Origin of the sequence: Streptomyces sp. NPDC092045, from assembly GCF_044756005.1 — a bacterium.
GTDB lineage: Bacteria > Actinomycetota > Actinomycetes > Streptomycetales > Streptomycetaceae > Streptomyces.
The window spans coordinates 773104-796659 of record NZ_JBIVSC010000001.1 but is presented as its reverse complement, the minus strand read 5'-3'; the positions used below and the strand labels follow the sequence as shown (position 1 = coordinate 796659).

Here is a 23556-nt window from a genome sequence, read left to right as displayed (position 1 = left end):
CCCGCCGTCCGGCGATGGATCACAATCACCGGTGTGGGGGAAGTCTTCATCAGCCATAGCGCCCGGGGCGACGCGTCCGCCACGGACGTCCTCGGGAAGATCGTGCGGGAGCTGGAGGCGAAGGGCCACACACCGCTCGTCGACCAGTCGGACATCCCTCCCGGCGAGGAGTGGCGGGCCGAGGTCGTCGACTGGCTGGCACGCTGCGACGCGGCCGTCGTCCTGCTCAACGAGAAGGCCCTGCGGTCGACCTGGGTGCGGCGCGAGGTCAACATCCTGATGTGGCGCAGGGCGCTCGGCGCCCCGCTGCTCGTGATACCCGTGCTGCTGGAAGGGCTCGGGACTGGCGCCGTCAAGGACGCCGGGATGGAGGAGCTGCGGCCGGTGCAGTTCGCCCGGACCCCGTCGGGCGAGGAATACGACATCGGTGAGATCGCCGGCCAGGTGCTGGAGCGGTTCTCCGAACTGCCGCACGGAACGAGGGACGACGATCCGATGAGCGCCTGGCTCACCGAGCTCGGCGTCTACCTGGAGGAGACCCGCGCTTCCCCGCGCCTGCTGGTCAAGGCCGCGAAGGCGTTGAAGATCGAGGACGAGCACCTGCCCACCATCACGGGACGGCATGACGGCTGCCTCTTTCTGGCACACCAGTTCCTGGTCGCGCCCCCCGCGCGCATGGCGAGGGCCATCGGCATCCTCGCCCCCGTCCTGTCCGACCAGACGATCTCCCGACTCGCCGGCGCCCTGAGCGCCACCTGGGTGAACGAGGAGGCCGCCAGGAACGTGCTGCCCCCGCCGGGCGGCCCGCCGCACGCGATGACCCTCCTGCTCAACGCCCACTACCCCGAGACCGCCGAGGACTACGTCCGGCGGGCGACGTGCGGCAACCACATCGACTACGAGGTGAAGTCGACCGGGACCCTGCCCTTGGGCGAGGACCGGGTCGGCGAGCGGGTGAGTTCCTGGGAAGACGCGGTGTGGAAGCTGTTCTTCGACGCCGAGAGCGAGGACGACCGCTGGCTGCCGGACGACCTCGACGAGCGGACGCACTACCTGATCGTCAACGAACAGTTCGGACTCGACGAGGACTTCGCCGATGCCGTCGGCCTCCTGCACGGGCTGTTCTCCTGGCTGATCGTCCTGGTGACGACCGGTACCCCGCCCCCCGCCCAGCGGGTCCAGGACCGTTTCGAGAACGCGGTGCTCCTGAAACCGCTCCTCACCGAGGTCGAGGAGCAGACGGCCCGGCTGCGCAAGAAGAAACTCTCCGACCTGCCCCGACGCCTCACCGGAACGTACTAGGAGCCCCCGTGACAGAGCAGACCGTGCACGGACCCGACCCCCGGGACGGCCTGGTGTACGACATGTCGGACGACCTGCGGACGGCCGTCGAGGTCGCCCTGGCCACCGACCGGCCGCTGCTGCTGAGCGGCGATCCGGGCTCGGGCAAGTCGTCCCTCGCCCCGTACCACGCCCGCCGGAACGGCATGCGCTACTACGAGCACGTGATCACCTCCCGAACCCAGGCGACCGACCTGCTCTGGACCTTCGACAGCGTGCGCAGGCTGGCCGACGCGCAGGCGCACCGCGGCCGGCTGAACGACGGCGACTACGTCGTCCCCGGTGCTCTGTGGTGGGCCCTCGCACCCGAATCGGCGCGCAGCCGGGGCGGCCTGCTCTCCCCCGCGCGCCACCGGGACCCCTCGGAACGGTTCCTCCGCCGCGAGGAGCGCCCGCGCGGAGCCGTCGTCCTGATCGACGAGATCGACAAGGCGGATCCGGACCTGCCCAACAGCCTCCTCGTGCCGCTCGCCTCGCACGAGTTCACCGTCGGGGAGACCGGCACGCCGGTACGGCGCGAGGCGGCCGCCGGACCGCCGCTGATCGTCATCACCACCAACGGCGAACGGGACCTCCCCCAGGCGTTCGTACGGCGCTGCGTCACCTTCACGCTGCCCGGCCCCACCCACGAGGGACTGGTCCGCATCGCCCGTCTGCACCTGCGGCACGAGAAGCGGAAGATCTCGGGCCCCGTCGACGAGCTCGTCGTCGCGCTCGCCGACGAACTGATGAGGGCGCGCGAGACCGCGGGCCTCGGCCACCAGCGGCTGCCCAGCACCGCCGAGTACCTGGACGCGCTGCGGGCCTGTCTCACCCTGGGCATCACCCCGGGCGATCCGCGCTGGCTCCTGCTCCGCAGTCTGACGCTGGCCAAGCCGGCGGAAGCCGGGCGGTGACCGGTGCGCGGGGGGATCTGGCTGGGTGACGTCGTCCGCGCCCTGGAGGCGGCGGGCACGGAGGAGGAACGGGTACGGATCGCGGGGCTGCTGGGCTTCGCCCCGCGCCCCGCACCCGTGGACGACGCGCCGCCGCACCGGGAGCCGTCGCCCCCGTCGGACGACCCCTTCACCCGGCCGTCCCGCGAGCCGGACTCCTGGACGGCCGACGAGCCGATCGCCCCGCCCGTGCCCGAGGAGCCGGCCGGGCCCGTGGACCTGCTGGCGGAACTGCCGCTGCTGCGGCCCGTTCCGCACGGGCACGAGGGGGACGCCGTCCCGCGGGAAGCGGTGGAACCGCTGGCCAGGCCGACCGGTGTGCGCCTGCCGCTCCCGCACGAGCCCCTGCTCGTCCCGCGCTGGACCGGCGCCATCGTCCGCGCCCTGCTCTCCCGGCCGGTGCCCGAGGGCCCCGTGGACATCCCCGCCCTGATCGACACGCTGGCCCACGAGCGCCCCGTCACCCGCCTGCCCCGCCTCCCCGTGCCCACGCTGCGGTACGGCGTCCAGGTGCTGGTCGACCGGGGCGCCGGAATGCAGCCGTTCCGCCGGGACCAGGACGAGCTGCTGCGGCGCGTCCGCGCCGTGGTCGGCGAGGAGCTGGTCGAAGCGGGGTACTTCTCCGACGCCCCGCAGCGCGGGACGGGCCCCGGGCCGCGCTGGACCCGGAGGGCCTACCGGCCGCCGCGGGCGGGCCGCCCCGTGCTGGTCCTCTCCGACCTGGGACTGGGCGGCCCGCCCGGACACCGCCGCCGGGGCACCCGCGAGGAGTGGACGGACTTCGCGTGCGCGGTGCGACGGGCCGGGTGCGAGGCCGTCGTCCTGTCGCCGTACCCCGCCCGCCGCTGGGCGGTGTGGATGCCGAGGGTGCTGCCGCTGGTCGGCTGGGACCGGACCACCCGGCCCGGGCACGTCGGAAGGAGGCGGGCATGAGCGGCCCGCCCGACCACCTGCCGCCCGCGCCGCCGGAAGGCGCGCGGGAACTGGCCGAACTGCTCAGCTTCGCCACCCGCGTCGAACCCGAGCTGATCCGCGCCGTCCGGCTCCGCTTCCTGCCGTGGCTGGACGCCGGGGCCGAGGCCGACCTGTGGTTCAGCGACTGGGTGGGCGCCCGGACACCGGAGGCCGTCGCGCTGCTCCCCCAGTGCCTGCCGCACCTGCGCGCCGGTCTGGTCGAACGGCTGCGGTCCGAACCGGAGCTCGGCGAGGTCTTCGAGGTCGTGGAGGCCCACCACCGCGGTCTGTCACCGGCGCTGCTGCTGGAGGAGCGGGTCACCTGGCACACCCTGACCGGAGACCTGGAGGCAGCCGACCGGCAGCTCGACCGCGCCCTGCACGCGCTGGTCCGGGAGGAGCGGTCCGGCCTGGCGGGCTGGTTCGCCGAGGCGTGGCACCGCCTGCCGGACGAGGCCCGGTCGATCACCACCGCGTGGAGCCTCGCCCACGCCTCCCGGCCGCACGTCCCGGCGTTCGACGCGGGGCAACCCCCGCACCTGGCCCTCGCCGACATCGCCCCCATCACCGGCTCCGTCGGCGAGGTCCGGCTCGGTGTGCTGCGCGAGGGGACCGCGCTGACGCTGGGGCAGGTGCGGGGGCGGCACGCGGCGGCGGTGCTCGTCCCGGACACCGACCCCCGCCTGGTCGAGGTCGTCACGGACTCCGGGACGCGGACGGTGCGGGTGGACCGGGACGCGGTCGTGCGGATCGAGGTGGGCGGCGGACGGGTGGAGCTGCGCACGGGCGCGGGGACGGTCTACCGGATCGAGCCGGTGTCCGCGCCGTCCGCGTCGAGGGGCGTCGGGGCCGCGGTGGACCGCGTGCTCCGGGAGCTCGACGGCATGGAGCCCGGATCGGCGTCCGTCCCGCGGGTGGGCGGCCTGCTGAGGGAGTTGCTCGGGCTGTTCCGTTCCGAGGACGACCCGACCGCACTGCGCGAGGCGGTACGGCTCAGCGACCGGGTGACCGGAGGCGGTTCCCTGCCGCAGGAGTTCCTCGGCCTGGGACACCTCATCGGTGAGGTGTACCTGTCGCACGGACTGCGTCTCGGCCGTCAGCGTTCGCTCGAACGGGCGATGCGCATCAGCGGGCAACTGCTGGACCTGCCCGGCTCCGAGACGGACCTGACCGCCCGTGCCGCCCACGGGGCCGCTCTGCGTGGCCTGTTCTCGTACAACGGCGACGTCTTCATGCTCTTTCGGGCCCTGGAGACGCTGACTCGGGGCGTCGGCCGCCCGACGGCCTCGGAAGCCGACCACCGGCGGATCGTCGCCGAACTGCTGTCCACCTACGCGGTCCTCTACGAGACGACCCGTCGCGACGACTTCCTGCGCGACGCGCTGGGCCTGGCCGCCAGAGCCGCCGACAGCCCGGAGGACGAGGCGTTCTGCGCGCTGCCGCTGGCCCGCGTCCTCCTCTCCCACCACGAGACGACGGGGGACGCGGATGCCCTCCGCCGTGTCCAGCACCTCCTTCTGATCCGGGAGTCGCCCGCCGAACCGAAGGACGTCCGGGTCGAGAGGGAACTCCTGCTGGCCCGGTTCTCCCTGGCCCGGTTCCGGACGTACGGCGTGCGTGATGCCTTCGAGGAGGCCCTGGAACGCGCGCGGTGGGCCGTCTCCCTCGCCTCGCCGCCGGACAACAGGCTCCGGGCGACACCTCCGCGCCTGCTGCTGGCGGACGTGCTCCGTCTGCGCTTCGCCATGACGCACGAGCGTGAAGCCCTCGACGAGGCCGTCACCGTCCTGCGGAACGTCGCGGTGCTCCTGCCCGCGTCGTCGCCCTGGCACGGGGTGGCGCACCACGACCTCGCCCGCTGTCTGGTGGACGGCTACCGGCGGAGCGGCCGACCCGAAGAACTGGAGGCCGCGCGCGAAGCCTGCCGGGTCGCCTTCGCCGAAGTCCGCAGCCCCGAAACGGCCTTGGCCCACCGACAGGCGGCGCAGGCGTTGGCCTGCGAGTGCCTGCTGCTGGCCCATTTCGCCTCGGGGAGCCCCGAGACGCTCGAAGAGGCCCTCCAGGGCCTCCTGACGATGCTGGAGAACTCGGAGACCGAAGGGACCGTGAGAACGAGCGGAAGGACCCAGCCGTTCGTCACGCAGAGGCCGGCCTGGTATCCCACGGCCGGGATCGTCTCCGCGCTGCTGGAGATGCCGGCCGAGGCCCCGGGGGCCGTGGAGCTGGTCGAACTGCTCGACTTGTGGGAGCGGGCGGTGGTGCGGTCGTCGGCAACGGTCGACCCGGTGCTCCAGGAGACCGCCTTGTCCTCCCTCCTCCTGGTGCGGTCCGGGCTGCTGTCCGGTCCGCTCTCCTCCTCGCACCACGCGCTGGTCGACGCGGCCGAGGACGCGCGACGCTCGGCCGAGGACGCCGTTCACCCCCTGCGGCGGCTCCAGGCACTGCTCCGCCGGGGTGAACTCGCCGTACGACTGGGCATCGGCAGAGTCGTGACCGACGTCCACGAGCGCGCCACCCGGGAGCTGATGCCTCTGCGGTTCCTGCCGCCCGATCGGACGCACGAGGCCCTCGTCACCTCCTGGGAGCGGCTGAGCCGCGAAGCCGCGGCCTGCGCGGTCGAGGACGGCCTGGCGGGGAGGGCGCTGGACATCCTGGAACAGCGCGGTGAGGTGCTCGCCTCGTACGGCGCGGGCCGGCCGGGCGAGCTCCCTCCGGCTCTCGTCGCGGAGGTGCGGTGGCTGTGGGCGTACCTCCACCTCGACGTGGACCACGCTTCACGGACCGGCCCGCCCCGGAACGAGGCCTGGCGCCGGATGATCGAACTCTCCGACGGCGCCCCGGCGGTGTACGGGTCCTCCGCCGAAAGGTCCTCGTCCCGCCCGTCCTCGGCGGCGAGTGAAGGCCCCGTCGTCGTGCTCAACGCCGCCGCCCGCCGCTGCGACGCCCTCCTGGTGACGCGCCAGGGGGTGACCGTACTGCCGCTGCCCGTGAGGCTGGAAGAACTGCGCGAGCGCGCACAGCGCTTCGGGGCGGGCCCGCCGGGCGACCCGTCGGAGAGCTGGGCCGTCCTGGGCTGGCTGGGGGCGAGGACCGTGTGGCCCGTCCTGGACGCGCTCGGGCTCACGGACCGCCGGTCCGACGGGGAACCGGACGGCCCCCCGGGGCCGACGGCCCGCGCCGGGGACGAGACGCTGCCGCGGATCTGGTGGTGTCCCACGGGCCCGTTCACCATGCTGCCCCTGCACGCCGCGGGCAGCCCCGAGCGGTCGGCCATGGACCACGCGGTCCACTCGTACGCTCCGAGCCTCCATGCTCTCGCCCGGGCGCGGCACCGCGAACGGCGGGCGGACGAGGACGCCGTGCAGTCCGTGCTCGTCGTCCTGTCCGGGGAGGGGTCGCGGTGGGCACGCGAGGAGGTCGAACTCATCGGGGAGCTGTTCACTCGCGCCCGGGTCCTGGCAGGGCCCAGCATCACCGTGGAGGAGGTCGTCGCACGCCTCGCCGACCATGCCTTCTTCCACTACAGCGGGCACGCCGGCTGGCACGACGGAGCGTCCCTGCTCCACCTCGCCGAGGGACTCGACCGGCGGCACCTGCCGCGGGGGCTCGTCCCCGACGGAGCGCTGGCCTACCTCTCCGCCTGCGACACCGCCGGTGGCGACCGCAGCGACGACGGCGCGGGGTGGGCCGTCGCCGCGTCGTTCCAGTCCGCGGGGTTCCGCCACGTGATCGGCACGGTGGGCGACGTGGAGGAGGAGGCGGCCACGCGGGTCGCGACGTCCTTCTACCGGTTCTTGCGGACGTCGTCCTCCGGGCGGCTGAGCCCGGAACACGCGGCGCGCGCCCTGCACCGTGCCGTGCGGAGTGCCGGGGCTCGCGGTCCCCTCGGCCTGCTCAGGGCCGCGGCGATGGTGCACCTGGGGCCGTGACCGCGAGGAGGAGGCACGGCGCGCGATCCGGTTCCCGTCCCCGGCGCGGGGAGGGAGCGGGCGGAGGCGGTGCCGGACCGCTAGCGGAGCCTCCGTACGGAGAACTCGTTGCCGTCGGGGTCGAGCATCGTCGCCCGGTCGTCGCCGTCCTCCTCGGTGCGCGTCGCGCCGAGGGACACCAGGCGGTCCAGTTCCGTCTCCCAGTCGGCTCCGGCGGGGAGCGCCAGCTCGAAGTACAGCCTGTTCACACCCGTCTTGGGGGCCACCGGAGGGCCTCCCCAGGTGATCTTCGTACCGCCGTCGGGCGACTGGATCGCGGTCTCCTCGTCCTGGTCCCAGACCAGCGGCCAGTGCAGCGCCTCGCTCCAGAAGTGCCCGACCGCCCGGGTGCCGTCGCAGGCCAGTGCTCCGATGGAGCCGGTGTCGGCGAGGAAGGCGTTGCCCGCCTCGATGACGCAGAACTCGTTGCCGTCCGGATCGGCGAGCACCACGTGCCCCTCCTCCGGGAGCTGGCCCACGTCGAGGTGTTCCCCGCCGAGCTCCAGCGCCCTGGCCACCGTCCGCCGCTGCTGCTCCGGGGAGGCGCTCGTCAGGTCGAAGTGCCCCCGGTTCCGGCCGGGCTCGGGCTCCGGACCCGGCAGGAAGCGGATGCGGAACCCGCGGGCGTCGGGAGGCAGGATCGCGATGCCGCCGTCCGGGCCGTCGTCCGGCTTCCAGCCCAGGAGCCCGGACCAGAACCGCGCCAGCTCCGGCGGCCTGGTCGCGTAGAAACAGATCGCGAACAGTCGACTGCTCATACCCCGTACGTCTCCGATCTCCTGACGGCCCGTACGGCACCCGCCGCACCCGCGGGCGCAGCCTAGGGCGGTCGTACGGAGCGCGCATCCGGGTTTTCGCCGCGGCGGGCCCGCTCGGCGTCCGTGTTCTTCACCGGCCTTGCCACCGACCGCTGTTCGGGCGAGGACGTCCGGTGAGGCCGCACGGTCTCCGACGACCCTGCGGGGACCGGGAGGTCCGGGGCGTCCCCGGCCGGCACCGCCGGCAACCGCCCGACGTCCTGCGCGCGGGCCGCGCCGTCAGGTTTCGCCGAAGGTCCGGCGGTAGGCGCCGGGGGTGGTGCCGAGGCGCTCCCGGAAGCGGCGGCGGAGGTTGACCGCCGAGGCGAGGCCGACGCGGGTGGCGACGGCCTCCACCGGGAGGTCGGTCCGCTCCAGCAGGATCCGTGCCGCGTCGAGGCGCCGGGCGAGCACCCACACCTCCTCGTCCACGACGGTCCGGAGGTGTCCCGGCTGGCGCTGGTCGGCTCGGTCACCTACGACTCCTGGCCGGTACCCGGCGTCGCCCGGTTCCGGGACCCGGCGGTCGTCGCCGCGACCACCGCCGACGAGATCCTCGCCGCCCGACGCCGGGCCGTGGCGGAAGCGCTGGCCGGCGCCGCCACGGAGCGGCGGATCGCCGAGTACCTGGACCCGTGGACCGACGCGCGGGTCCGCCGCTCCTGGATGGCCCTGGTGGCCGCGGCCGACCACCGCCACACCCGGGACCTCCTCCCCGCCCTGCGGCGCGACCCGACGCCCAAGCTGCTGGTCTGGGGCGAGGACGACGGCTTCCAGAAGGTGGAGTACGCCGAGCGGTTCGCCTCGGAGATCCCGCACACCACGCTCCTGCGCCTCCCGGGGGCGGGTCACATCCCCATGGAGAACGCGCCGGACCGGGTCGCACGCGCGCTCGCCGACTTCTTCACGGCGGAGGGGCCGGACGAGCGGTAGGCGAACCGCCTTCGTCGTTCCGCCCGCCGCCGACCCGGACTCCGCCGTGTTCTCGTCCGGTCCGGGAGGTCCGGGCCCCGCGGACCTCGACGTCGCGTCCGAGGACTTCGCGTCCCGGATCGTGTCGTTCGGCCCCGCTCCGGCCCGTTGAGACGTCGCCGCGCGCGGGCGCCCGGCGCCGTGACGGTGACCGTGGCGGGCGGCACGCGGAACGGCGGGGAGCACCGGGAGGAGATCCCGTGCTCCCCGCACCGCTCCCGCCGGCACACCGGGCCCGTACGCCGGAGAGGGCACGCACGTTTCCAGGGCAGCCGCCCGGCGGGAACAGAGGCGTTCCGGTCCGGCCGGAGCGCGGTCAGCCGTTCGTCGCGACGGTCTTGGGGTCGACCACCTCGCCGGCCGGCGGCTGCTCCACCTCGACCTTCTCGTTGTAGTCGCTGAACAGCGTCTCGCCGGGCTGCTTGCCGCCCTCGGAGACGGCCTTGAGGATGTAGGGGTCGCCCTCGGTGGCGACGTACAGGGTCAGCTTCTCGCCGTCGGCCTGCTGCTTGGTGAGCGTCAGGGCGTCCTTGCCGTCGACCTCGGTGGTGGCGCCCCGCCGCATGCCGTCGCGTTCGGACTTGTCGCTGTCCATGGCGGCCAGGAGCGCCTGCTTGTCGCACATGCCCCGGGTGGACCTGTCGCCGGGCCCGCTCTTGACCCACTTGCCCTGGAGCCGGTCGATGGCCGTGTCCGTGCCGGGCCGGCCCTGCAGGGCGTTCTGCCAGAACTTCTCGTTGCCCCGTACGTAGACGTTCTGACCGGCCTGCCGGACGTCGGCCTTCGCGTCGTTCATCGACAGCGTGCCGAGACAGTTGTCCTTCTCGTCGACCTGGAAGTCCGTCTTCACCACCGCGGGCGCGCCCTGCGCCTGTGCCGTGCCGGTGATGCGCACGGAGTCGGCGTCGCGGGTCGCCTTCACGGCCTCGGCCGCGATGGCGTCGGCGCTCTGCCCGGCGAAGGCCTCGTCCGAGTCGCCGTCCCCGCAGCCGGCGAGAGCGGTGGCACCCGCGCAGACCAGCGCCGCGGCGAGAATCGCGTTCTTCCTCAGGATGCGTGCGGCCATGACGTCCCCTTCTCCGCGGAACAGGAATTCCGCTTTACCCGGTCCGATTGTCGTGCGGCCTCAGGTACCCGTCTTTTCAGAAAAGAACGGAAATAATCAGGACATCGTTTCCGGCCACACGGCCCACGTCCGCGTCCGGGGCGGTGCCCGAGCGCGCGTCCAGGCCCCCGCACGCCGGGCGCCCTCACCCCTGGCCAACACGCCCCCGCCCCAGGGCCCTTGATCCCCGCGTACGGTCCCTGCGCGTAACCCGTACGGCAGCCGCCACGCGTCCGCACCCCGGGGGCGCTCCTTTTGCGCGGGCGGCGCGGCGGGCGCAGTCTGGCCGCATGACCTCTGACACCCCCGGCGGGGCGACGCCCGTTCCCGCGCACACCTCGGGCCCCGGCAACACCGTCGTGCTCTACGGCGACCCGGGCTCCGCGCACGTGCTCGGCGTGTACCTGGATCCGCGCTGCCCGTACTGCAAGCGGATGGAGAACGGGCTGGGGACGGTGATCAGGGAGGCGGCCGACACCGGGCGCTTCCGGGTGGAGTACCACTTCGGGACGTTCCTCGACGACGGCGGCGGCAGCGGATCGCTGCACGCCCTGGCCGCGCTGGGGGCGGCGCTCGACGAGGGCGGCGAGCCGTTCGCGCTCTACCTGAGGCTGCTCTACGCCGAGCAGCCTCCCGAGGAGGAGGACGGCTTCGCCGACGAGGAGACGCTGCTGAAGCTGGCCGAGGAGGTGCCGGGGCTGGCCACCGGGGCGTTCAGGGACAAGGTGTCCGGGGGCGTCTACCTGCCCTGGGCGCGTACCGTCTCCGCCGCCTTCGAGCGCGGCGGGGTCGAGTCGACGCCGACCGTGCTCGCCGACGGCGACCCGGTCGCGGTGCTCGGCCCGGGCGGCTACGCGGTGACGCCGGAGGCGTTCCTCGCCCAGCTGTCCGAACGTTGGGGGTGAGGCGGAGGCGGCCGGGGGACCCGTCCGCCGATCGGGGCACCCGTTCGGCGGCACGTCCCGGTCCGGCTCCTCGCCGACGGCCGCCGGGAAGACGACCGCCGAGCGCCGGTGTCCTCCGCGCGGACGGAGGCGGGCCGCCGCCCGTCGCCCCCCGGCACTCACCGGCCGCCTCGCGCGAACAGCCCGCGCCGCGCGCCCTGCCCCCCTCGCCCCCTCCGGGCCCTCCAGAAGGCCCGCAGGGGCCGTCATGGCGGCCGAGCGCACCTGGTCGGCCCGAACTATGGTGCCCCACCACATACGCCCCTGACCTGCCACTTCCTACGGTGTGGCGACACCGAAACGTCCCCGCCCCTGCCTGGAAGTGGTGCACATGGCCGCCGCAACGCCCTCCCCCACCCCACCCGGATCCCTCAAGCGGATCGTCGCCGCCAGCCTCATCGGCACCACCATCGAGTGGTACGACTTCTTCCTGTACGGGTCCGCCGCGGCGCTCGTGTTCAACAAGCTGTTCTTCCCCGACTCCGATCCGCTGGTGGGCACCCTGCTGTCCTTCCTGACGTACGCGGTCGGGTTCGCCGCGCGGCCGCTCGGGGCGCTGGTGTTCGGGCACTACGGCGACCGGCTCGGGCGGAAGAAGCTGCTGGTGCTCAGCCTGCTGCTGATGGGCGGGGCGACGTTCGCCATCGGGCTGCTGCCGACGCACGCGACCGTCGGGTCCGCGGCTCCCGTACTGCTGACCGTGCTGCGGCTCGTGCAGGGCTTCGCGCTCGGCGGGGAGTGGGGCGGGGCCGTGCTGCTCGTGTCCGAGCACGGGGACGCGAAGCGGCGCGGGTTCTGGGCCTCGTGGCCCCAGACCGGCGCGCCGGCCGGGCAGTTGCTCGCCACCGGTGTGCTCTCCGCGCTGACCGCGCTGCTCTCCGAGGCCGCCTTCGCCTCCTGGGGCTGGCGCATCCCGTTCCTGCTCTCCGGCGTCCTCGTGGTCGTCGGCCTGTGGATCCGGCTCTCGGTCGACGAGTCGCCCGTCTTCAAGGCCGCGCTCGCCGCGGCCGAGGAGCGCAGGGCGACCGCCGGACAGGTCGAGAAGATGCCGCTCGTGGCGGTGCTGCGCCACCACTGGCGGGACGTGCTCATCGCGATGGGCGCCCGCATGGCGGAGAACATCTCGTACTACGTGATCACCGCATTCATCCTCGTCTACGCGACCACGCAGGTCGGGCTCTCCAAGCAGACCGCCCTGAACGCCGTCCTCATCGGGTCCGCGGTCCACTTCGCGGTGATCCCGCTGTGGGGCGCGCTGTCCGACCGGCTCGGGCGCCGGCCGGTGTACCTGATCGGCGCGGTGGGCGTCGGGGCCTGGATGTTCCCCTTCTTCGCCCTCATCGACCGGGGCACCTTCGGCAGCCTGCTGCTCGCCGTCACCGTCGGCCTGGTCCTGCACGGGGCGATGTACGCGCCGCAGGCGGCCTTCTTCTCCGAGATGTTCGCGACCCGGATGCGCTACTCCGGAGCCTCCATCGGTGCCCAGTTCTCCTCCGTCGCCGCCGGCGCGCCGGCCCCGCTCATCGCGACCGCGCTGCTCGCCGACCACGGCACCTCCACTCCGATCTCCCTGTACGTGATCGCCGCCGCCCTCCTCACGATCGTCGCCGTGATCTGCGCCCGCGAGACCCGCGACAGCGACCTCGGCGAGGTCGCCGAGCGGACCCCCGAGGACTCCCGCGTCCGCGCCGACGCCTGATCCCGGTGACGTACGAAGGCCCCGGGCCCCGCTCACGGCGAGCGGGGCCCGGGGCCCTTCCCGTACGTCACTTCCCCCCGACCGTGTCCGCGAGGGCGTGCAGCCGCAGCGCGAGCTGGATCTCCAGGGCGCGCGACGGGGACTGCCAGTCGGGGCCGAGGAGCCGGCCGATCCGCTCCAGGCGCTGGGCCACCGTGTTGACGTGGACGTGGAGTTCGTCCTTGGTGCGGGCCGGGCTCATGCCGCTCGCGAAGTACGCGTCCAGGGTGCGGACCAGTTCGGTGCCGCGCCGCCGGTCGTAGGCCACGACCTGGCCGACGGTGCGGTCGACGAAACCGCCGATGTCCCGGCTGTCGGCGAGCAGCAGGCCCAGGAAGCCCAGGTCCTCGGCGGCGGCGCCCTGCCCGGAGCGGTGCAGGAGCTTGAGGGCGTCGAGGCAGCGGCGGGCCTCCCCGTACGCGACGGCCACCTGGTCCGGGTGGTCCAGGGGCGCCCGCACGGGGGCGGAGGCGCCGACGGTGACCTCTTCGCGCAGGGTGCCGCCGAGGCTCCTGGCGGTCTGCCGGGCGAGTTCGGCGGCGGTCTCGCCGGGGCCGAGCGGCAGCAGCAGGACCGTGCCGCCGTCGCGCGCCGAGGCGAGTCCGTGGCGGGTGGCGGCCAGGTGGGAGGCGGCCGACCACAGGCGCTGCCGGTCGGCGCTCTCGCGGCGGCCCGCGTCGGTGTCGGCGGCGCCGTCGGCGGCCCGGTCGACGCGGGCGGCGAGGACGACGTGCGGGGCCTCGCTGTCGGTGCGGAGCCGGGCGGCGCGCTCGCGCAGCAGACGGCGGTCCCGGTCCGGGGCGTCGAGCAGGTCGTCGAGGAGCTCGCCCCGCACCCGCTGCTCGGCCTCGCCCGCCGAGCGGCGGGCGAGCAGCAGCAGGGAGGTGACCAGGGCGGCGCGCTCCAGGGTCCGCTGGTCGACGGGGTCGAGGTCGGGCCGGCCGTGCAGGACGAGGGTGCCCAGGGTCTCGCCGCCGGCGGAGACCGCGGCGACCCAGTCGTCGCCCTCGCGGACCGCGTGTCCCCCGGCCCGGCGCGCGGAGCCCGCGCCCGTCTCGGTGAACTCGACCGCACCGCCCAGGACTTCGGAGACGGCGCGGGCCACGTCGTGGACGCCGCCGCCGTGCAGGACCAGTTCGGAGAGGCGGTCGTGGACCTCGGAGGCCCGCTCGATGACGCCGCTGTGCTCGCGGATGATGTCGTTGGCCCGTTCCAGCTCCGCGAGGGCCGAGCGGGTCTCGGCGAGGAGGTTGGCGGTGTCGATGGCGACGGCGGCGTGCGCGGCGAAGGAGCCGAGCAGCGCGACCTGTTCGCGCTCGAAGACCCTGGCCCTGCGGTCGGCCGCGAACAGCACCCCGATGACCTGGCTGCCGAGGCTGAGCGGCACGCCGAGGATGGCGACGAGGCCCTCGTCCCGTACGGCCGTGTCGATGGTCCGGGTGTGCTGGAAGCGGGCGTCGTCGAAGTAGTCGTCGGTGACGTAGGGGCGGGCGGTCTGGGCGACGAGGCCGCCGAGCCCCTCTCCCATGCCCAGTCTGAGCTGCTGGAAGCGGGCGGAGACGGAGCCCTCGGTGACCCTCATGTACGTGTCGCCGGCGGCCGGGTCGTTGAGGCTGAGGTAGGCGACCTCCGTGCCGAGGAGCGAGCGGGCGCGCTGGACGATGGCGCGCAGGACCGCGTCGAGGTCGCGGAGTCCCGCGAGGTCGTGGGCGGTGGCGAAGAGCGCGGACAGCTCCGCCTCGCGCCGCCGCCGTCCCTCCAGCTCGGCCCGGACCCGCAGGGCGAGCTGCTTGGCCTCTTCGAGGTCGGCCAGCGCCTCGGGGCCCGCACCGCTCGCGCGGGCGAGCAGCACGGGCCGGTCGTAGGCCTCCGTCGCGGCTCCCCGCGCGAGGAGTTCCAGGTAGGAGACGTGTTCGTGGGACATGGACACAGGGATACCTGCCGTACGTGTGGTCGCACCACCCCTGTGGACGACCTTCACAGGAGCGCCGTCAGTGGGCGGTCCAGCCGCCGTCGAGGGTGAGGGAGGTGCCGGTGATGAACGAGGCCTGGGGGGCGCAGAGGTAGAGGACGGCCTCGGCCACCTCCTCCGGTTCGATGAGCCGCTTGAGCGCCGCGTCCTTGAGCAGGATGTCCGCGAGGACCCGCTCCGGCGGGATGCCGTGGGCGGCGGCCTGGTCGGCGATCTGGCGTTCCACGAGCGGGGTGCGGACGTAGCCGGGGTTGACGCAGTTGGAGGTGACCCCGTGCGGGGCGCCTTCGAGGGCGGCGGTCTTGGAGAGGCCCTCCAGACCGTGTTTGGCGGCCACGTAGGCGGACTTGAAGGCGGAGGCCCGCAGCCCGTGGACGGACGAGATGTTGACGATCCGCCCCCACCCCCGGCCGTACATGTGCGGGAGGGCGCCCCGGATGAGCCGGAACGGCGCCTCCAGCATCACGGTGAGGACGGTGTGGAAGACGTCCGGCGGGAACTCCTCGATGGGCCGCACGAGCTGGAGCCCGGCGTTGTTGACGAGGATGTCCGCGCCCGCCGCGGCGGTCTCCGCGGCGTCCAGGTCGGTCAGGTCGAGCAGTCGCGGTTCGAGCTCCCCGGGGAGCCCGGAGGCCTCTCCGGCCAGGGCGTCCAGGCCCTCGGCGGCCCGGTCGACGGCTCTGACGCGGGCCCCGGCGGCGGCGAGCCGCAGCGCGCAGGCGCGTCCGATGCCGCCGGCCGCGCCGGTGACGAGCGCGGTGCGGCCGGTGAGGTCGAGGGCGAGTCCGGCCGCGCGGGGCAGGGGTGCGGCGGGGTCGGTACCGGGGGCGGTGACGGGAGCGCTCATGCTCCGCACCCTATGAACGGCCCCCTCCCCCACCGATGTGCGTCGGACCCACAGTTCAGCCGGTTGCTGTGGTGCGGAACCATGTGGGTTCGTCGGCGAGCGCCTTCTCGATCCGCAGGAGGGAGAACCGCTTCATCTCCGGCAGGTCGTCCAGGTCGAACCAGCCGACCTCGGTGGACTCCTCGTCGTTGACCCGGGCCTCCCCGCCGACGGCCCGGCAGCGGAAGGTCACGTCCATGAACTGGCACTGGTCGCCGTTGGGGTAGACGACGGGCTTGCGGAGGGTCTCGACGATCACGATCCGCTCGGCCTCGCAGCGCACGGCGGTCTCCTCGTACACCTCGCGGACCGCGCAGTCGGCGGGCTGCTCGCCCGGCTCGACGATGCCGCCGATGATCGCCCAGCGCCCGTTGTCGGAGCGCCGGCCGAGCAGCACCCGGCCCCGGTCGTCGAACACGACGGCGCTCACGCCGGGCAGGAAGAGGAGCTGGTGACCGGCCGTCTCGCGCAGGGTGCGGATGAAGTCAGGAGTAGCCATGGACCGACCCTAGATCATGTACGGCGACCCCTCGGATCATGTACGGCGGCCCCGGGTCCGGCCCGCTCCCGGCCGCCCCCGCTCACTCCGTCCGCGTGCGGCGGGCCCGTACCGGGCGGAGCGCCGACCAGCCGAGCCCGGCGGCGGCGAGTGCCGCGAGGAGGGCCTCGGGCAGGGTGCCCATGCGGGTCGCGGGGGTCTGCGAGGAGCGCAGCGGCACCGTCTCGACCAGGACGTCCGGGGTGAACATCCTCGTCTCCGCGACGACCTCGCCGTCGGGGCGGATGACCGCGCTCACCCCGCTGGTGACGGGCACGACCACCGACCGGCTGTGCTCGACGGCGCGCACCCGGGACATCGCGAGCTGCTGGTAGGTCATCTCGCTGCGGCCGAAGGTGGCGTTGTTGCTGGGGACGGTGATGAGCTGCGCGCCGTGGGTGACGGTGTCGCGCACGGCCCAGTCGAAGGCCGCCTCGTAGCAGGTGGCGAGGCCGACCTTGGTGCCCGCGAGGTCGAAGACGCCGATCTTGCCGCCGGGGCCGAAGTCCCGGCTCACCCGGTCCACGTTGCTGTTGAAGATCCGGACGAGGGGCCGCATCGGGATGTACTCGCCGAAGGGCTGGACGTGCCGCTTGTCGTACGTGGCGACCGGGCCGCGTCCGGGCTCCCACTGGATGAGGGTGTTGCGGAGCTTGCCGGTCTCGGGGGCGATGACCGCGCCGATCACGGTGGGCGCGCCGATCGCGCGGACGGCCTCGTCGATGACGTCGGCGGCGTCGGCGTTCGCGTACGGGTCGATGTCCGAGGAGTTCTCCGGCCACAGCACGAAGTCGGGCTGCGGCTCGCGCTTCTCCTGCACCGCCCGGGCGAGCTCGCGGGTGCGGGCGGCGTGGTTGTCGAGGACCGCCCGGCGCTGGGCGTTGAAGTCGAGGCCGAGGCGGGGGACGTTGCCCTGGACGGCGGCGACGGTGGCGGTGCCGTCCTCGGCGGAGTCGTCGACGAGCGGCAGCGCGGCGAGCGCGCCGGTGACCGGGAGGAGCACGGCGAGCGCGGCGGCGACGAGCGGGCCGCGCGGGAGGGCTCCGGTACGGCGCGGGCCGGGGGCGGCGGACGGAGCGGCGCCGGGGGCGGACGGGGGGGCGCTGGTGGCGTCCGGGGTGGGGGCCGTGTCTCCCGGGACCGTGGCGTCCGGAGCGGGGGCTGCGGCCGTGGTGTCCGGGACCGTGGCGCCCGGGGCCGCCGCGTCGAGGTCGCCGCGGGCGCGGCGGGAGCGGAACAGGCGGGCCGCCTCGTACAGGCCGAAGCCGCAGAGGGCGACGGCGAAGCCGAGCAGGGGGGTGCCGCCGACGGCGGCGAGCGGCAGGAAGACGCCGTCGGCCTGGCCGAAGGCGATCTTGCCCCAGGGGAAGCCGCCGAAGGGCACGCGCGCGCGTGCCCCTTCCGCGAGGATCCACACCCCGGCGGCGAAGAAGGGCCACCACGGGAGTCGGGAGACGGCCGCGACGCCGAGGCCCGCGGCGGCGACGAAGAGCGCCTCGACGGCGGCGAGGGCGAGCCACGGGCCGGGGCCGACCTCCTCGCCGGTCCACACGAGGAGCGGGAGCAGGAAGCCGAGGCCGGCCAGGTACCCGAGGCCGAAGCCGGCGCGGAGCCGTCGGCCCCGCAGGGCCCAGCCGAGCAGGGCGAAGGCGGGCGGCGCGAGCCACCAGAGGGGACGCGGCGGGAAGCTCAGGTAGAGCACGAAGCCGGACAGCAGGGCCGCCGCGGGCCGCGCGAACCGCCGCAGCCGGTGGGCCGGCGCGGGTGCGGTGTCGGTCTCGGACGCGTCGGCGGGGGTGATGGTGGCGCTCACCTTGCGGAGTCTACGGGTCGTCCCTGTCCGCCGGACGTCCGGTGCGGTCCGGCGCGAACCCCTCCGACCGGCCCGGACGCGGCCGGCCGGGGGCCGGGTCGCGCAGTTGCGGGGACGGGTGCGTCACGCCCCCGTGGCCGCGGGCGGGCCCGGCGGGGTCAGCCGGCGCAGGCGGTCGCGAATGACGCGGACGGCGGACTCGGCGCCGTCGACGGTGACCGTGAAGGTGTGTCCGTCGTCCAGGCGCAGGACCAGGCCCTCGCCCCGCCGGACGATCACGGCCGTGCCCTTCTCGGGGCGCCAGCGGTAGCCCCAGCCGCCCCAGTGGCGCGGGGTGACGCTCGGGGCGAAGTCGGCGCCGACGACGTGGGAGAGCGGGATGCGGCGGCGCGGCAGACCGATGTGGCCGCAGCGGACCTCCATGGCCCGGTCGTCGACCTTCACGGCCACGTGGACGAAGGCGAGGGTGCCGAAGAGGACGAGCAGCCCGACCGTGACGCAGCCGATCACCGCCATGAGGAGGGCCGCGATGCCGGAGGTCCACTGGAGCTGGACGGCGAGGGCGATCCCCAGGGCCACGCAGGCGGCACCGGCCGCCGCGGCCACCCACTGGAGGCGGTTGGTGGCGCGGCCGGTCCAGACGTCGGAGGTCCGCTCGTCGGCGCGGGGGTCCCGGGAATATTCCCTCATATCGGAAGAATACCCGGGTTCGTCCCGGGCGGCGCGCCGGAACGGAGCGCTTCGGTGACGCTCAGTGAGCGGGGGCGGTCTCCGCGAGGCCGCGGCCCTCGGCGTAGGCGAGGGCGGCGGCGGGGAGCCCGCCGGGGCGTCCGCCGAGGAGGACGGAGAGGGTCCCGGTGGGATCGGCGCCGGGGGCCGGCTCGGCGCCGATCCGGCGCAGCGCCTGGGCGGCGACGGCGTCGGCGGAGCCGTGGAAGACGAGGGGCGGGAGGCCCGCCGGGCGGCGCTCCTCCAGGGCGGCGAGGATGCGCTCCTCGACCAGCTCGTAGTGGGTGCAGCCGAGGACGACGGCGCGGACGTCGGCCGGGGTGAGCGCGGCCGCCGCGGCGACGGCCCGGCCCACGGCGTCCTGGTCCGCGTGCTCCACGGCGTCCGCGAGGCCCGGGCAGGGCACCTCGGTGACCTCGGCCCCGCCGGCGAACTCGCGGATCAGTCCGCGCTGGTAGTCGCTGCCGGTGGTGGCCGGGGTGGCCCAGATGGCGATCTTGCCGCCGCCCGCCGCGGCGGGCTTGATCGCGGGCACGGTGCCGATGACGGGGACGTCCGGTTCGAGGGCGGCGCGCAGGGCGGGCAGGGCGTGCACGGTGGCGGTGTTGCAGGCCACGATCAGCGCCCCCGGGCGGTGCTCGGCGGCGGCGAGCGCGACGTCGAGGGCGCGCCCGGTGAGGTCCTCGGGGGTGCGCGGGCCCCACGGCATGCCGTCGGGGTCGTTGGAGAGGAGGAGATCCGCGTCCGGCCGGAGCCGCCGCACCGCGGCCGCCGCCGGGAGGAGGCCGATTCCGGAGTCCATGAGCGCGATCTTCACCCGGTCACCCTAGCCGATGAGCCCCGCATGCCCCTCGTTCTGGGGCAGACTGCCGCGAATGAGCACCCTTGCCTGGTTCGCGTCCGCCTCCCTGGCCGCCTGGGTCTGGCTCCTCCTCGGCCAGGGGTCCTTCTGGCGCACGGACCAGCGGCTGCCGCCCACCGGGCGGGGCGCCGGGCACGCGCGCGAGGCACGGGACGGCGGGAAGCCGGACGCGCACGAGGACCGGGGCGGCGGGGAACCGGTCGCGTGGCCGCGCGTGGTGGTCGTCGTGCCCGCGCGGGACGAGGCCGGGGTGCTGCCGCTGAGTCTGCCGTCGCTGCTCGCGCAGGACTATCCGGGGGCCGCGGAGGTGGTCCTCGTCGACGACGGGAGCACGGACGGCACGGGCGGGCTCGCCGTCGAACTGGCCGGCCGGTGCGGCGGGCTGCCGCTGACCGTGGTGTCGCCGGGCGAGCCGGAGCCGGGGTGGACGGGGAAGCTGTGGGCGCTGCGGCACGGCATGGCGCTGGCACGCGCGCGCGGTCCGGAGTTCCTGCTCCTGACGGACGCGGACATCGCCCACGCGCCGGACAGTCTGCGCCTCCTGGTGTCGGCGGCGGTGGAGAACGACCTGGACCTGGTGTCGCAGATGGCCCGGCTGCGGACCGCGAGCGCGTGGGAGCGCCTGATCGTGCCGGCGTTCGTCTACTTCTTCGCCCAGCTCTATCCGTTCCGCTGGATCAACCGGGCGCGGCCCCGGGCGACGGCGGCGGCGGGCGGCTGCGTGCTGCTGCGGACGGAGACGGCGGTGGCGGCGGGGGTGCCGGAGGTGATCCGGCAGGCGGTGATCGACGACGTGTCGCTGGCGCGGGCGGTGCGGCGGGCCGGCGGGCGGATCTGGCTGGGCCTCGCGGAGCGGGTCGACAGCGTCCGCCCGTATCCGGGGCTCGGCGAGCTGTGGCGGATGGTCGCGCGGAGCGCGTACGCCCAGCTCCGGCACAACCCGCTGCTGCTCCTGGGGACGGTGGCGGGACTCGTGGTCGTCTATCTGGTGCCGCCGGTGGCCCTGGTGGCGGGCGCGGCGGGCGGGGACGCGCCGGCGGCCTGGGCGGGGGGCGCGGCCTGGGCGGCGATGGCGGGGTCGTACGCGCCGATGCTCCGTCACTACCGGCAGCCGCTGTGGCTCGCCCCGCTGCTGCCGTTCACCGCGTCCCTCTATCTGCTGATGACGGTGGACTCGGCGGTGCGGCACCACCGGGGCCGGGGCGCGGCGTGGAAGGGGCGGACGTACGCGCGCCCGGAGGCTGCACCGGACCGCCCCTGAGCACTCCCGTCCCCGGAGGCGGCACCGGACCGTCTCCGAGCACCCCGCGCCCCCGGGGCCGGCACCGGACCACCACCGAGCACACTCTCGCCACCGGGGGGTGGCAGCGCGCCACCGCCGAGCGCGCTCCCGTCCCCGGAGGCGGCTCCGGACCACTCCCGAGCGCACCCCCGCGTCCGGCCCCCTCACCGCCTCCGCGGAAGCGGAAATGACATTGCCGATACGGGTAGTAGCGCTTTCAATTACGGGGAGTAGCGCCGTCAATTCGGCGCGTGCGCATCACGCTCGGGGTGCCGGATTGACGGCCGATCAAGAGCCCCCAATCCAGGGCCTCCAATCATGCCCATGATCACTCCCCACCCCTTCTCGGCACTTTTTCTTTATGCGTTCTTCATGCCGGGGGCACCGGTCGGCGCCGCGAGGGGTCCGACCCACCGGTAACCCCTTCCGATCTCGGCTTTTACGTGATCTTGAGACGGGAAGTCGTCCGTTTTTGTCACGTTCGATCGGATTGGGGATCCACCACCTCACGAAGCCCGTCGAACAACCTTCTAAGTCGGTCTCCCCAAGCAGCACATCGTGGGCTTAACTATGTGCCATGACCTCCCCCCGCTCCACTTATGGAGGCGGTTACCACACCGCGCCGTCCTTCCCGGACACCCCGATCTACGACTCCCTGGTCGCGGAGCGGGGCACGCCTCAGATCGCCCCGATCCGAGTGCCCGCCGCCTACGACACCGGCAGCAGTTACCCCACCGGTGGAAGCGGCTCCTACCTGCCGGCGCTCCCCTCGGCGCTGCCCGCCCTCCCGGCGGCGCCCACCCCCCAGCCCGCCCCCGCCTACAACGGCGGCTACGGCTACCCGCAGCCCTCGCCGCAGATGGCCCCCGTCCCCCTGCAGCAGGCCCCCGCGCCGTACATCCCGCAGCAGCCGTCGGCCCCCCGCGGCTACCCGGCCGGCCAGTACCCGCAGCAGCCCCGCCCGGCGGCCGCCGGTTACGAGGCGATGCGTCCGGCGGCGCCCCGGCCCGCTCCGGTCCCGGCCCCCGCCCCGTACGCCGACCCGTACAACCGGCCCTACCAGGGCGGCAATTACTGACCGCCCCCGTAAAACGGCGGGCCCCCGGACCGGAGCGGCTGGCAGGATGACTCCATGTCCTCTCCCGTGCTCCGCTCCGTCCACATCCACCCGGTGAAGTCGATGCGCGCGCTGACGTTCCCGGAGGCCGAAGTGCAGCCCTGGGGGCTGGCCGGGGACCGCCGCTGGATCGTCGTCGACGCGGCGGGCAAGGGAGTGACCCAGCGCCGTCACCCCCGGATGGCGCTGGCCTCGGCCGAACCGCTGCCCGGCGGCGGGATCGTCCTGTCCGCCCCCGGGCACCCGCCGCTGGCGGTCGAGGTGCCGCACCCCTCGGCCACCGTCACGGTGGACGTGTTCGACAAGCCCGTGGAGGCGGTCCCGGCCGGAGACGGCGCGGCCGCGTGGCTCTCGGCGTTCCTGGGGGACGACTTCCGGCTCTTCCACATGGACGCGCCGGAGCACCGGCGTCCGGTGGACCCCGTGTACGCGCTGCCCGGCGAGACGGTGAGCTTCGCGGACGCCTATCCGCTGCTCGTCACCACCACCGCCTCGCTCGACGCCCTCAACTCCCTCATCGCCCGGGGCGACCGGGCCGAGGAGGGCCCCCTGCCGATGAACCGGTTCCGGCCGAACCTGGTCGTCGGGGGGACCGAGCCCTGGGCGGAGGACGCCTGGACCCGGATCGCCGTCGGAGAGGTCGCCTTCCGGATCGCCCGGGCCTCCGGACGGTGCGTCGTCACCACGACCGACCAGCTCACCGGCGCGCGCGGCAAGGAGCCGCTGCGGACCCTCGCCCGGCACCGCCAACGCGACGGCCGGGTCGTCTTCGGCCAGAACCTCGTCCCCGAACACCCCGGCACGGTCCGGGTCGGCGACGCCGTCAAGATCCTCGACTGACCCGCCGGGCGGGGCGCGCGTCACACTTCGACGGCCCGACGGGCGGGGAACCGGCCCCCGGGCACACTCGTCGGAGAAGCGGCGACCGGCGAGGGGGCCTGACGTGCGCGCTGCTCTGGGAGTCCGGCGCCGGCGGCGCAGTCCCCCGTGCCGGACCACGGACCTCGTCGAGGCCTGGAACGCCCTCGCCGCCGTCGTGCTGCTCTGCGTCGCGGTGCCCCTGGTCGGCCTGCGCGCCGGCGCGTCCGCGCACGAGTCGCTCCGGCACGCGGTCCGCGCGCGGCAGCAGCTGCGGACGCCGACGACCGCCCGGGTGGTGCGGCCCGCCGACGCGTCCGCGAGCGGGCCCCGGACCGCCGAGTCCGGCGGGGAGGAGCGGTTCCGCCGCTCCGTGGTGGCCCGCTGGACCACCCCGGACGGCTCGTCCCGCACGGGGACGGTGACGACGGCCCGGCGGCACTCGGCCCCCGGCGACGCCTCCTCGCTGTGGACGGACCGGGACGGGCGCCCGGTGGCGCCGCCGGTGGGCGCGGACACCGCCCGCGCGCACGCGATCACCGCCGGACTGACGGCCGCGCTCCTCACCGGCCTCCTGGTGGGGACCGCCCGCCGGCTCGCGGTCCGCCGGCTGGTCCTGCTGCGGTACGCGCGCCTCGACCGCGCGTGGGCCGCGGCCGGTCCCGACCGGGGCCGCACCGGCACCGGAAGCTGACCGGGTCCGACCGGTCCCGACCGCTCCGGACCGGCGGTGACGCACCCCGGG

General features: G+C 74.7%; 19 protein-coding genes and 1 pseudogene. 11 read left to right on the top strand and 9 right to left on the bottom strand.

Going from position 1 to position 23556, the window contains the following annotated elements:
• Positions 1-33 precede the first annotated feature (33 nt).
• Genes ACIQKA_RS03705 through ACIQKA_RS03690 form a run of 4 tightly spaced genes read left to right on the top strand, consistent with a single transcriptional unit; the run spans position 34 to position 7159 of the window.
• Positions 34-1302 carry a toll/interleukin-1 receptor domain-containing protein gene (locus ACIQKA_RS03705; protein ID WP_402539855.1) on the top strand — a complete coding sequence of 423 codons (1269 nt, stop codon included), beginning with the start codon at positions 34-36 and terminating at the stop codon, positions 1300-1302.
• Positions 1303-1310: 8 nt separating this feature from the next.
• Positions 1311-2237, top strand: coding sequence for an AAA family ATPase (locus tag ACIQKA_RS03700; RefSeq protein ID WP_390106829.1), 927 nt, complete (start codon positions 1311-1313; stop codon positions 2235-2237).
• A 3-nt stretch (positions 2238-2240) separates the two neighbouring features.
• Entirely contained in the window at positions 2241-3209 is a 969-nt protein-coding gene (locus ACIQKA_RS03695; protein ID WP_402539853.1) for a hypothetical protein, read from the top strand.
• Positions 3206-7159, top strand: a complete 3954-nt coding sequence (locus ACIQKA_RS03690; protein WP_402539852.1) for a CHAT domain-containing protein — start codon at positions 3206-3208, stop codon at positions 7157-7159. Before ACIQKA_RS03695 ends, ACIQKA_RS03690 begins: the two co-directional genes overlap by 4 nt.
• An 80-nt stretch (positions 7160-7239) precedes the next feature.
• On the opposite strand, the gene ACIQKA_RS03685 is transcribed toward ACIQKA_RS03690, so the two are convergent.
• Positions 7240-7956, bottom strand: coding sequence for a VOC family protein (locus ACIQKA_RS03685; protein WP_383430752.1), 717 nt, complete (start codon positions 7954-7956; stop codon positions 7240-7242).
• A 279-nt stretch (positions 7957-8235) separates the two neighbouring features.
• Positions 8236-8412: pseudogene (locus ACIQKA_RS03680) on the bottom strand (helix-turn-helix domain-containing protein); the annotation flags it as partial.
• Positions 8413-8439: 27 nt separating this feature from the next.
• Between ACIQKA_RS03680 and ACIQKA_RS03675 the strand changes: the two are divergent.
• Positions 8440-8928 carry an alpha/beta fold hydrolase gene (locus tag ACIQKA_RS03675; RefSeq protein ID WP_391093784.1) on the top strand — a complete coding sequence of 163 codons (489 nt, stop codon included), beginning with the start codon at positions 8440-8442 and terminating at the stop codon, positions 8926-8928.
• Positions 8929-9283: 355 nt separating this feature from the next.
• On the opposite strand, the gene ACIQKA_RS03670 is transcribed toward ACIQKA_RS03675, so the two are convergent.
• Complete coding sequence (locus ACIQKA_RS03670; protein ID WP_383153286.1) at positions 9284-10033, bottom strand: hypothetical protein; 750 nt, start codon at positions 10031-10033, stop codon at positions 9284-9286.
• 329 nt (positions 10034-10362) lie between these two features.
• Between ACIQKA_RS03670 and ACIQKA_RS03665 the strand changes: the two genes are divergently transcribed.
• Both ACIQKA_RS03665 and ACIQKA_RS03660 read left to right on the top strand, forming a co-directional pair.
• The gene (locus ACIQKA_RS03665; RefSeq protein ID WP_402539851.1) at positions 10363-10977 is read left to right on the top strand and encodes a thioredoxin domain-containing protein; all 615 of its coding nucleotides are present in this window, start codon (positions 10363-10365) and stop codon (positions 10975-10977) included.
• Between the two features lie 370 nt (positions 10978-11347).
• Complete coding sequence (locus tag ACIQKA_RS03660) at positions 11348-12715, top strand: MFS transporter (RefSeq protein ID WP_383430746.1); 1368 nt, start codon at positions 11348-11350, stop codon at positions 12713-12715.
• Positions 12716-12782: 67 nt separating this feature from the next.
• Here ACIQKA_RS03660 and ACIQKA_RS03655 read toward each other — a convergent pair whose 3' ends face one another.
• From ACIQKA_RS03655 to ACIQKA_RS03630, 6 genes are all read right to left on the bottom strand, one after another.
• Positions 12783-14678, bottom strand: coding sequence for a helix-turn-helix domain-containing protein (locus ACIQKA_RS03655; protein ID WP_383157750.1), 1896 nt, complete (start codon positions 14676-14678; stop codon positions 12783-12785).
• Positions 14679-14745: 67 nt separating this feature from the next.
• Entirely contained in the window at positions 14746-15573 is an 828-nt protein-coding gene (locus ACIQKA_RS03650) for a 3-hydroxybutyrate dehydrogenase (protein WP_402539848.1), read from the bottom strand.
• A 55-nt stretch (positions 15574-15628) separates the two neighbouring features.
• Positions 15629-16111: an NUDIX domain-containing protein gene (locus tag ACIQKA_RS03645; RefSeq protein ID WP_383157745.1), complete on the bottom strand. Its 483-nt coding sequence runs from the start codon at positions 16109-16111 to the stop codon at positions 15629-15631.
• 82 nt (positions 16112-16193) lie between these two features.
• The gene (lnt, locus tag ACIQKA_RS03640) at positions 16194-17963 is read right to left on the bottom strand and encodes an apolipoprotein N-acyltransferase (RefSeq protein ID WP_402539846.1); all 1770 of its coding nucleotides are present in this window, start codon (positions 17961-17963) and stop codon (positions 16194-16196) included.
• A 123-nt stretch (positions 17964-18086) separates the two neighbouring features.
• Positions 18087-18653 (bottom strand): hypothetical protein, encoded by a 567-nt coding sequence (locus ACIQKA_RS03635; protein ID WP_383157741.1) that lies wholly within the window; start codon positions 18651-18653, stop codon positions 18087-18089.
• Positions 18654-18714: 61 nt separating this feature from the next.
• Entirely contained in the window at positions 18715-19509 is a 795-nt protein-coding gene (locus tag ACIQKA_RS03630; protein WP_390106848.1) for a glutamate racemase, read from the bottom strand.
• Positions 19510-19567: 58 nt separating this feature from the next.
• Here ACIQKA_RS03630 and ACIQKA_RS03625 point away from each other — a divergent pair, with 58 nt between their 5' ends.
• The 4 genes from ACIQKA_RS03625 (at position 19568) to ACIQKA_RS03610 (ending at position 23505) form a co-directional block, all read left to right on the top strand.
• Positions 19568-20815, top strand: coding sequence for a glycosyltransferase (locus tag ACIQKA_RS03625; protein WP_402539844.1), 1248 nt, complete (start codon positions 19568-19570; stop codon positions 20813-20815).
• Positions 20816-21413: 598 nt separating this feature from the next.
• Positions 21414-21914, top strand: a complete 501-nt coding sequence (locus ACIQKA_RS03620) for a DUF6643 family protein (protein WP_383157734.1) — start codon at positions 21414-21416, stop codon at positions 21912-21914.
• Between the two features lie 54 nt (positions 21915-21968).
• On the top strand, positions 21969-22793 hold the full coding sequence (locus ACIQKA_RS03615; RefSeq protein WP_383157731.1) for an MOSC domain-containing protein: 825 nt from the start codon (positions 21969-21971) through the stop codon (positions 22791-22793).
• Between the two features lie 103 nt (positions 22794-22896).
• Positions 22897-23505, top strand: a complete 609-nt coding sequence (locus ACIQKA_RS03610) for a hypothetical protein (protein ID WP_391093797.1) — start codon at positions 22897-22899, stop codon at positions 23503-23505.
• Positions 23506-23556 lie beyond the last annotated feature (51 nt).